The sequence below is a fragment of the Aeromicrobium sp. Leaf272 genome (genome assembly GCF_001422865.1).
Taxonomy (GTDB): domain Bacteria; phylum Actinomycetota; class Actinomycetes; order Propionibacteriales; family Nocardioidaceae; genus Aeromicrobium.
In genome coordinates, this window is the sequence record NZ_LMMY01000009.1 from 124,001 (window position 1) to 133,857 (window position 9,857).

Sequence of the window (9,857 nt, forward strand, 5' to 3'; positions counted from 1 at the left end):
GGCGTGGTCCTGCTCGTGTACGCGTTCTTCGACCTCATCGCCACCCCTCGCTCGCAGGTCCGCGGCCTGCCGAAGGCGGCGTGGTTCGTCGCCATCCTGGTCCCGTTCGTCGGACCGCTCGCCTGGGTGTTCCTGGGCTCGCAGCCCCGCAAGGGCCGCCCGCCCCGCGACTCCGGCTACGGCTGGCCCGGCGGCCGCCCGCCCACCCGCGGCCCCGACGACGACCCCGACTACCTCCGCGGCCTCTGACCCCGCCCCCGTCCGTCTCCCCGTTTCGGACAGTTGCGGGTGGGTCAGGCGGCTCGTCGTGCCCCGGAAGTGTCCACAACGGGAGCCCGAGTGAACCAGCGGAGCCACTGGACGCTCGTCACCGGACGCGGTCCGTCGTAGCCGCGCTCGACCAGGGCGCGATGAACGCGCCACGGAATCTGCCGTGGCTCGGCCAGGTCGGCGGCCGCAACCACGATGACCCGGTAGCCGAGCGCCTCGAGCGCCTCCCGTCGCCACCGGTCACGTGCCCACTGGCGAGCGTCGGTCTCGTGGTGCCGCCCGTCGTACTCCACCACCACCTTCCAGCGCGGGTACAGGAGGTCGACCCGCGCGACGAACCGGCCCTGTGCGTCGCGGACGTCGACGTTGACCCGCGGCTCCGGCAACCGTGCGAAGACCAGCATGAGCCGGAGCAGGGACTCCATGGGTGACTCCGCTCCCTCCCGCACCAGGGCCATCGCTCGCCGTGCGCGAACCACGCCATGGAGGTGATGGGTCCAGCAGAAGGTGTCCAGGACGTTCCTCGTCGTGGCGGTCCGCAGGAGGTGTTCCGCCGCCTGGAACAGCGCGACGATCCCGAGCCGGGTCGCGCAGTCGACGAAGGTCCGCTCCGGCGTCGTCACCCGGAGGCCGTCGCGCTCGACGGTCTGGATGGGGTGCAGTCGACGGTGCAGCACGACCCCGGGCAGACGGGTACGCAGCTCGGTGCGGGTGGAGAGCTCCAGTCCCGCTCCCCTGGTGTCGTGTCCCCAGAGGGCCAGCGCGGTGCGGTGACTCACCGCGCAGTCGTCAGGGAGCACGAGGAGCACCGCGAGCAGCCGCACCCGCAGGGTCAGCGCGACGTCGGCTCCGACGTACACGCCGTGCAGCAGTCGACGGAACCGGCGACTCCGCAGGACGTCGCGTGTCACCCCGCTCGCCGCTGCCTCGCTCACGGTGAACGGTCGGTCGGTGGGCAGGTCCATCGCCCCACCGTGGCCGCACCCCGGTCGCAGGGCAACGCACCCCTGTGGACAACCGGCACGTCCCTACGTTTCGGACAGTTGCGGGGCACTTTCACCGGCCGGAGTGCCCCACAACTGTCCGAAACGTGGGGACTGGTCGGGGCTACTTGGCGTAGGAGTGGAGGCCGGAGCCGAAGAGGTTGACGCCGTAGTAGCTGAACAGGAAGGTGGCGAAGCCGACGATCGCGATGGTCGCGGCGCGCTTGCCCTTCCAGCCGGCCGTGGCACGGGCGTGCAGGTAGCCGGCGTAGACCACCCAGGTGATGAACGCCCAGACCTCCTTGGGGTCCCAGCCCCAGTAGCGGCCCCAGGCGTAGTGCGCCCAGATCGGGCCCGCGATGAGGGCGCCGAACGTCCAGAGCGGGAAGCCCACGGCGATCACGCGGTAGGCCAGCTGGTCCATCACGGCGGCGGTCGGGAACCGCGACAGCGTCGGGCCGACGGTGCCGTTCTCCTCGGCGCGGGCGCGGACGAGGTACAGCACCGACGCCGCCGTGCCGAGCAGGAAGAAGGCTCCCGCGATCATGACCGCGGCCACGTGGATGACGAGCCAGTAGGAGTGCAGGGCGGGCACGAGCGGTCCGGCCGGCACGTACGTCGACGACGCCATCCCGAGCACGACCAGCGCGAAGCCCGTGACGATGCCACCGAGCCACTCGATGGGCGAGATCCGCGCGACGACGACGTAGACGACGAGCGCCACCAGGGCACCGCCGACGCCGAACTCGTACATGTTGCCCCACGGGACCCGCTGCGCCGCGAGCCCGCGGGAGACCATGCCGACGACCAGCACGACGCTCGCGAGCACGGCGAGGGAGTAGGCGATCGACGAGAGGACGTCGGGACGGCTCGGCGACTCCTCGGGCGAGGCAGGCGCGTCGTCGGCGACCGTCCCGGCGGGGGCACCGGCGGTGACCGGCACCTGGGCCGACGCGGGCGCGCTGCGCCGTGCGAAGCCCCACTCGGCGACGTGCGCGAGGAAGGCCAGGGCGACGATGCCCGTGGCCGAGGCGATGGCGTAGTTCGAGACCTGCGCGTAGTCGGCGAGGTTCATCGGGTCTCCTTCTGCGGATCGGTCCGGTCACCGAGCCCGCTGCGCAGCCGCTCGAGCAGCTCGTCGAGGCTCGTGCCGAGGTCGTCCCGGGGGACGCGGTCGAGCGCGGCGACCTCCACCACGGTACGTGAGCCGTCCCGACGGGCCCGGACCCAGGTGCGCCGGGGGCGGATCGCCAGCGAGAGCACCAGCCCGACGATGCCGATGCTGATGCCACCGAGGGGCAGCCACACCAACGGCGTCGACGCGATCTGGAACCGGGCGAAGAGGGTCAGGTCGACGAACTCGATGGTGCCGCCGTCGGGCAGGTCGGCCTCCTGGCCCGGGCTCAGGCTCACCCGGAAGTTCGACCCGTCGGCGTTCTTGTACTGCTCGAGGTTCTCCTTGTCGAGCACGTAGACCGACTGCGGGAGCCCGTCGTCGATGCCGAGGTCGCCGTGGAAGACGAACAGCCCGAGCAGCGGGTTGACGGCGCCGGGGAAGGCCGAGATCGACGCCTCCTCCGTGCCGTCCGACACCGCGGTCGGCAGGAAGAAGCCCTGGAAGCCGAGCTGCTCCGGCTGGGCCTCGGGCACCTTGATGACGCCGTTGGAGGTGTACGTGCCGTCCGCGGGCAGGAACGGGACCGCCCCGTCGAACACGACGTCGCCCTGTGCGTCCGTGACCCTGATGACGGGAGCGTAGCCCTGGCCCACGAGGAACACCGACGTGCCGTCGACGGCCAGGGGGTGGTTGACGCGGATCTCGTACGGCTTCTCCGCGCCGTCGACGCCGGCCCGGTAGGAGCCCGACGCCTCGAACAGCCGCGGCGCACCCCGCTGCGGGCCCTCGGTCCAGAACCGCGCGACCATCCGGTCCAGCTGCAGCGAGAACGGCGGCAGGTCGTCGGTGTCGAACAGCGCACCCGAGGAGAACTCGTCGTACTGGGTGAGCACGTTGGCGAAGCCGTCGCCCTGCGTCACGATCGCCGCACCCCGGTAGCCGAACAGCGCCCCCACGGCCACGCCGACCAGCACCGCCACGATGCTCGTGTGGAACACCAGGTTGCCGAGCTCGCGCAGGTAGCCGCGCTCCGCCCGGACCTCGGCAGCGTCGTTCGCCGCCCCGGGCCCGGCACCCCCGCCGGCGTCGTTCGCCGCCCCCGGCCCGGCACCCCCGCGCACGACGTCGATGCGCGTGGGCAGCAGGCGCGGGCCACGCAGCGTCTCGCGCGCGACGGCCAGCACCTCCTCGACGTCGGCGTCGGTCTCGAACACCGCCGACGCGGGCAGGCGCTCGAGGTTGCGCGGGGCCTTGGGCGGACGGGCGCGGACCGCCTTCAGGTACACCCGGGTGCGCGGCAGGATGCAGCCCACCAACGACACCATGAGCAGCAGGTAGATCGCGCTGAACCAGGGCGACGTGTAGGTGTGGAAGACGCCGAGCCGCTCCAGCCACGGCGTGAGGTCGGGGTGCCGGGCCTGGAACGCCTCCACCGCCCGGGCGTCGACACCGCGCTGCGGGACGATCGAGCCCGGGATCGCGGCCACGGCGAGCAGCAGGAGCAGCAGGAGCGCCGTGCGCATCGACGTGAGCTGGCGCCACGCCCACCGCAGGGTCTCGACCGTGCCGAGCGCAGGCGCCAGGTCGGGGCGCTCACGAGGTTCGCGGGCCATCAGATCGCCGCCCCGTAGCCGCCGGCCCACGTCTGCAGGTCGGTCACGAGGGCGTCCCACACACCGGTCACCAGCAGCACCCCCACGACGACGAGCAGCCCGCCACCGACCCGCTGCAGCGTCTGCTGGTGGCGGCGGGCCCAGCGGACGGCACCCATGAAGCGGCCGAAGGCGAGCGCCGCGACCACGAACGGCAGCCCCAGCCCGAGGCAGTACGTGAAGGTCAGGAAGGCGCCGCGCTCGAGCGTGCCCTCGGTGTTGGCGAGCGTGAGCACCGCACCGAGCGTGGGGCCGATGCAGGGCAGCCACCCCAGCCCGAAGAAGACGCCCAGCACGGGGGCGATGGCCACGCCCACGGCGGGCACGGCGTGGACGCGCACCTCGCGCTGCAGCACCGGCAGCACGCCGCTGAACACGAGGCCCAGCACGATCACCACCAGGCCGAGCACGATCGACATCAGCCGCCGGTAGTCGTAGAGCTGCTGGCCCACCGCGCCGAACAGGGCACCGCCGGCCACGAACACGACCGTGAAGCCCAGGACGAACAGCACGGAGCCGAGCAGCAGGCGCGACCGGCCCGACGTCTCGAGGTCCTGCACGCCCACGCCGCTCACGTAGGACAGGTAGCCGGGCAGCAGCGGCAGCACGCACGGCGAGAAGAAGGACACCAGGCCGGCCACCACGGCCACCGGCACCGCGAGCAGCAGCGACCCCGACAGGACGGTGTCGGCGAACCAGTCGGTCATGACCGGCTCGTCAGCACGTCGTCGATGACGCCCGAGAGCGTGGACGCACGCAGGTCGGGGTCGATGATCCTCGCCGCCACCCGGCCCTCGGCGTCGATGACCCAGGTGGTCGGGATGGCCTGCGACGGCAGGCTGTCGGCGAACCCGAGCTGCTGGCGACCGTCGGTGTCGACGATGCTCGGGTAGGTCGTGCCGATGCGCTTCTCGAAGGCCCGCGCCGCGGCCGTCTGGTCGCGCACGTTGAGCCCGAGGAACTGCACGCCCTGGTCTGCGTACTGCTCCGCGACACCCTGCAGCACGGGTGCCTCCTTGCGGCACGGCGGGCACCACGAGCCCCACACGTTCACCACCAGCGTCCTGCCCGCGAAGTCGGCGGAGCTGATCGTCTCGCCCTCCAGGTCCTCACCCTCCAGGACGGGCGCCTCCTCACGCTCGTCGACCGGCACGAGGCTGACGAAGCGGCTGCCGCTCACGTAGCCGCCCGTGGAACCCTCGGTGCCGCGACCGGAGCAGCCGGCGAGCACCGCGAGGGTCACGACGAGCAGCAGCACGCCACCTCGCCGGGGGAAGGATCGGGTCACGGGTCAGGCGCCTCCGACGAACTTCTTGCCGGCCTTGAGGTCGTCGGGCAGCAGGTCGCCCGCGGGCTCGGCGTAGGTGAAGCCGACGTAGTCGTCGCCGTCGAAGGTGAGGCTCGTGATGCTGGCGAGCGTGCACTGCCGCTTGCGCGGGTCGTGCACGAACGAGTTCTGCTCGAACGCCTGGCGGGCGATCCAGACCGGCAGCTGGTGGGAGACGATGACCGCCTCGTGGCCGCGGGCGGCGTCGCGCGCGTCGGCCACGGCGGCCCGCATGCGCGTCGCGATGTCCTGGTAGGGCTCGCCCCACGAGGGACGGAACGGGTTGCGCAGCAGCCACCAGTTCTTCGGGTGCGCCAGCGCCCTCGGCTCCGCCCCGACGGTGCGGCCCTCGAAGAGGTTGTCGGCCTCGATGACCCGCGGGTCGATCGTCACCTCGGCCTCGAGCAGGGTCGCGAGCGGCGCGGCGGTCTGCTGGGCGCGCTCGAGGGGCGAGGACACGAGGTGGACGATCTCGTGCTTGGACAGGAAGTCGGCTGCCTTGACGGCCATCTGGTGACCGAGGTCGGAGAGGTAGAACTCCGGGAGCCGGCCGTAGAGGACGCCCTCGGGGTTGTGCACCTCGCCGTGGCGCATCAGGTGGACGATCGTGCGTTCGCTCATGAGGGGGTCCTTGCGATGGTCGACGGCTCTACCGATGACGGAGCGGCTGCCTCCTGGGGGGCCGGCGTCGCTGCGGCAGCAGCACGAGCGGCGGCGGGCAGCGCCTCGGCCATCCTAGAGAGTGCGCGGTCGTCGTGCGCCGCCGAGACGAACCAGGACTCGAAGGCGCTCGGGGGCAGGTACACCCCGGCGTCGAGCATGGCGTGGAAGAACGCGGTGTAGCGGTACGTCTCCTGGCGCTGCACGCCCGCGAAGTCGCGCACCGGCTCGGTGAGCCCCCACACCACGCTGAACATGCTGCCGACGTTCTGCACCACGTGCGGGACCCCGGCCTCGTCGAGCGCCGACGACACGAGGTCGCGCGCCTGGGCCGACCAGTCGTCGAGGCGGGCGTAGGCCGCGTCGTCGGCGAGGCGCAGCGTGGTGAGTCCCGCCGTGGAGGCCACGGGGTTCCCGGCGAGGGTCCCGGCCTGGTAGACCGGACCGCTCGGCGCCAGCAGCGACATGACGTCGGCGCGACCGCCGAAGGCCGCCGCAGGGAAGCCGCCGCCCATGACCTTGCCGAAGGTCAGCAGGTCGGGCCGCCATCCCTCGACCGCCCCGTCGAGGCCCCAGTGCCCGGAGCGCGTGACGCGGAACCCCGTCATCACCTCGTCGCTCACGAACAGCGCACCGTGCGCCGCGCACGTCTCGGACAGGAAGCGGTTGAACCCGGGCTCGGGCGCCACGACGCCCATGTTCCCGGCCGCGGCCTCGGTGATCACGCATGCGATGTCGGCACCGTGCTCGGCGAACGCCGCCGCCACGGCGTCGCGGTCGTTGAACGGGAGCACGATCGTGTCGGCGGTGACGTGGGCGGGGATCCCGGGCGAGCCGGGGAGCCCGAGCGTGACCACGCCCGACCCGGCCTCGGCCAGGAGGGAGTCGACGTGCCCGTGGTAGCAGCCGGCGAACTTGACCACCCGGCTGCGCCCGGTGAAGCCGCGGGCCAGGCGGATGGCCGACATGGTCGCCTCCGTGCCCGACGTGACCAGCCGGACCTGCTCGACGGGAGCGCGGCCGACGATCTCCTCGGCCAGCTCCACCTCGGGCGGGCTGGGCGTGCCGAACGAGGTGCCGCGGGCCGCCGCGGCCGTGACCGCGGCGATCACCTCGGGGTGCGCGTGGCCGAGCAGCATCGGGCCCCAGGACCCCACGAGGTCGAGGTACTCGGTGTCGTCGGCGTCGCGCAGCCAGGCCCCCTGGGCCGAGACCATGAAGCGCGGGGTGCCCCCCACCGCACGGAACGCTCGCACCGGGGAGTTCACACCGCCGGGCGAGACCTGCACGGCGCGGTCGAACCACTGCTGGGACACGGGAGTGGGGGCCATGGATCCAGTGTCTCAAGCCGTGCCCGAGGAGGAGGCCCCACGCCCCCTTCCACCCCGGGAGAGGGATGCCGTCGTCCCTCGTTCGCCGTAACCTTGCGGTGATCCGTCTCGTTGGTGAGACGAGGGCCACACCTGCGGGGACGCACCAGCAGGTAACATCTGTTTACTGTGACGCGAGCCACGCTGTCACGGGAGGGACGAGACGCATGGGAGCACGCAAGCTCAGCCGCTGGCAGAAGGCCAGCGCCCTGGTGCCGATGAGCCTGCTCGTCGTCGCCTGGGGTGCCGCCATCAGCAACTCCGGTCTCGCCACGGCGGACGACCGGGTCAGCGCCGACGAGGTCCCCGACGTGCCCGCCACGGCGTTCGAGAAGCCGGCCAGCGTCCAGGCCGAGCCCGCGGGCGTCGACTCGCGCGCCGGTGCCTCCGGCACCCTGGCCACGCTGTCCACCAACGGCATCCCGTCCTCCGCGCTCTACGCCTACCGTCGCGCCGAGACGCTGCTCGCCAAGGCCGACGCCTCCTGCAACCTGCCCTGGAACCTCGTCGCCGCGATCGGGCGCGTCGAGTCCAACCACGGCCGCACCGGCGGCAACGCGCTCGACTCCAAGGGCGTGGCCAAGCCCGGCATCTACGGCATCCCGCTCGACGGCCGCGACGGCGTCGCGAAGATCACCGACAGCGACAACGGCGCGCTCGACAAAGACTCGGTCTACGACCGTGCGGTCGGCCCGATGCAGTTCATCCCCGGCACCTGGCGCTCGGTCGGCGTCGACGCCGACGGTGACGGCAAGAAGGACCCCCAGAACATCAACGACGCCGCCACCGCGTCGGGCATCTACCTGTGCTCCGGCAGCGGCGACCTCTCCGACGAGGGCGACGCGGCAGCGGCCGTGCGGCGCTACAACAACTCCTCCTCCTACGTCGACCTCGTGCTGAGCATCAGCAAGGCCTACGCCGGCGGCGACTTCACCGCCACTCCCAACGGCACCTCCACGGGCTCGGTCCTCACCAGCCGCTCGTTCGACCAGACCCTCACGCCGGCCCAGCGCACCGACGCCGCCAAGAAGGAGAAGAAGGTCCGCCAGAGCGAGGCGTCCGGCGGGTCGAAGGGCGGATCGGGAAGCGGATCGACCGGCGGCAGCGGCTCGACCGGCGGCGGGACCGGGTCCACCGGTGGCTCCACCGGCGGTGGCACGGGCTCGACCGGCGGGTCCACGGGTGGGTCCTCCGGCGGTGGCGGCTCCACGGTCGGCGGTGCCGTCCAGGGCGCGGTCGAGAACACGCCCCTGGCACCCGTCACCAAGCCGGTGACGGACCTGCTCTCGGCCACCGAGGCCAACCTGCGCTGCGCGCTCGAGGTCTCCGCTCTCCCGCTCAGCACCCACGCTGCTCGGTTCAAGACCTGCATGGACAAGTACACGAAGGGCTGATCGCCCTGCTCGAAGCCCCCGGTCGTCCCACGACCGGGGGCTTCGTCGTTCCTGGCCCACCCGCCGCGACGGGACGGGGGCGCTGCGGAGCGCGTCGTCGCGACGACGGCACCTCCGGACCCGGAGGTCTCAGGCGCGACGGGCGAGCTCGGCGGCCCAGTACGTCAGCACGATGTCGGCGCCGGCGCGGCGGATCGACGTGATCGTCTCGTCGACGGTGCGGTCGCGGTCGATCCAGCCCTGCTGGGCGGCGGCCTCGACCATGGAGTACTCCCCCGAGACCGTGTACGCGGCGACCGGCAGGCTCACGTGCGCGCGCACGAGCGAGACCAGGTCGAGGTAGGCCAGTGCCGGCTTCACCATCACGATGTCGGCACCCTCGGCCACGTCGAGCAGGGTCTCGCGCAGCGCCTCGCGGGCGTTGCCCGGATCCTGCTGGTAGGTCTTGCGGTCCCCCTGCAGCGAGGAGTCGACGGCCTCGCGGAACGGTCCGTAGAAGGCGGACGCGTACTTGGCCGCGTAGGCCAGGATCGCCACGTCCGTGTGACCGGCCGCGTCGAGGGCGGACCGCACGACGCCGACCTGGCCGTCCATCATGCCGCTGGGACCCACGAGGTGGGCCCCCGCCTCGGCCTGCGCCACGCCCATCCGCCCGTAGATCTCGAGCGTGGCGTCGTTGTCGACCCGCCCGTGGTCGTCGAGCACGCCGCAGTGGCCGTGGTCGGTGAACTCGTCGAGGCACAGGTCGGCCATCACGAGCAGGTCGTCGCCGACCTCGTCGCGCGCGTCGGCGAGGGCGATGTTGAGGATGCCGTCGGCCGCCAGCGCCCCGGACCCCTCGGCGTCCTTGTGCTCGGGGACGCCGAACAGCATGACGCCCCCGAGGCCGAGGTCGGCGGCCTCGCGCACGGCACGCCGTGCCGACTCACGCGAGTGCTGCACGACGCCGGGCATGCTCGCGATCGGCCGCGGCTCCCGCAGGCCCTCGGCCACGAACATCGGCAGCACCAGCTGGGACGGCTCCGTGCGCGTCTCACGCACGAGCGCCCGCATGGCGGGCGTCGTGCGGAGACGGCGCGGCCGG

At 72.5% G+C, this 9,857-nt stretch carries 10 protein-coding genes; 2 read left to right on the top strand and 8 right to left on the bottom strand.

The genetic code is table 11. The annotated features are described in order from the left end of the window. Window positions 1-15: 15 nt before the first annotated feature. Window positions 16-249 carry a PLD nuclease N-terminal domain-containing protein gene (locus ASF38_RS19560; protein ID WP_369815157.1) on the top strand — a complete coding sequence of 78 codons (234 nt, stop codon included), beginning with the start codon at window positions 16-18 and terminating at the stop codon, window positions 247-249. 44 nt (window positions 250-293) lie between these two features. On the opposite strand, the gene ASF38_RS02135 is transcribed toward ASF38_RS19560, so the two are convergent. From ASF38_RS02135 to hemL, 7 genes are all read right to left on the bottom strand, one after another. Then, window positions 294-1,235 (bottom strand): DUF559 domain-containing protein, encoded by a 942-nt coding sequence (locus ASF38_RS02135; RefSeq protein ID WP_056573345.1) that lies wholly within the window; start codon window positions 1,233-1,235, stop codon window positions 294-296. 142 nt (window positions 1,236-1,377) lie between these two features. Next, complete coding sequence (gene ccsB, locus ASF38_RS02140) at window positions 1,378-2,328, bottom strand: c-type cytochrome biogenesis protein CcsB (protein WP_055963991.1); 951 nt, start codon at window positions 2,326-2,328, stop codon at window positions 1,378-1,380. Continuing rightward, window positions 2,325-3,983 (bottom strand): cytochrome c biogenesis protein ResB, encoded by a 1,659-nt coding sequence (locus ASF38_RS02145; protein ID WP_055963988.1) that lies wholly within the window; start codon window positions 3,981-3,983, stop codon window positions 2,325-2,327. Before ASF38_RS02145 ends, ccsB begins: the two co-directional genes overlap by 4 nt. Further along, entirely contained in the window at window positions 3,983-4,729 is a 747-nt protein-coding gene (locus tag ASF38_RS02150) for a cytochrome c biogenesis CcdA family protein (protein ID WP_055963986.1), read from the bottom strand. Before ASF38_RS02150 ends, ASF38_RS02145 begins: the two co-directional genes overlap by 1 nt. Then, window positions 4,726-5,310, bottom strand: a complete 585-nt coding sequence (locus ASF38_RS02155) for a TlpA disulfide reductase family protein (RefSeq protein ID WP_082480253.1) — start codon at window positions 5,308-5,310, stop codon at window positions 4,726-4,728. The genes ASF38_RS02150 and ASF38_RS02155 overlap by 4 nt, the downstream gene beginning before the upstream one ends. 3 nt (window positions 5,311-5,313) lie before the next feature. Continuing rightward, window positions 5,314-5,970 (bottom strand): histidine phosphatase family protein, encoded by a 657-nt coding sequence (locus ASF38_RS02160; RefSeq protein ID WP_055963980.1) that lies wholly within the window; start codon window positions 5,968-5,970, stop codon window positions 5,314-5,316. After that, the gene (hemL, locus tag ASF38_RS02165) at window positions 5,967-7,340 is read right to left on the bottom strand and encodes a glutamate-1-semialdehyde 2,1-aminomutase (protein ID WP_055963977.1); all 1,374 of its coding nucleotides are present in this window, start codon (window positions 7,338-7,340) and stop codon (window positions 5,967-5,969) included. The genes ASF38_RS02160 and hemL overlap by 4 nt, the downstream gene beginning before the upstream one ends. Before the next feature lie 206 nt (window positions 7,341-7,546). Here hemL and ASF38_RS02170 point away from each other — a divergent pair, with 206 nt between their 5' ends. Then, the gene (locus ASF38_RS02170) at window positions 7,547-8,773 is read left to right on the top strand and encodes a lytic murein transglycosylase (protein WP_055963974.1); all 1,227 of its coding nucleotides are present in this window, start codon (window positions 7,547-7,549) and stop codon (window positions 8,771-8,773) included. 129 nt (window positions 8,774-8,902) lie between these two features. Here ASF38_RS02170 and hemB read toward each other — a convergent pair. Next, the coding region (gene hemB / locus ASF38_RS02175; RefSeq protein WP_082480404.1) for a porphobilinogen synthase at window positions 8,903-9,857 on the bottom strand (955 nt) is incomplete at its 5' end.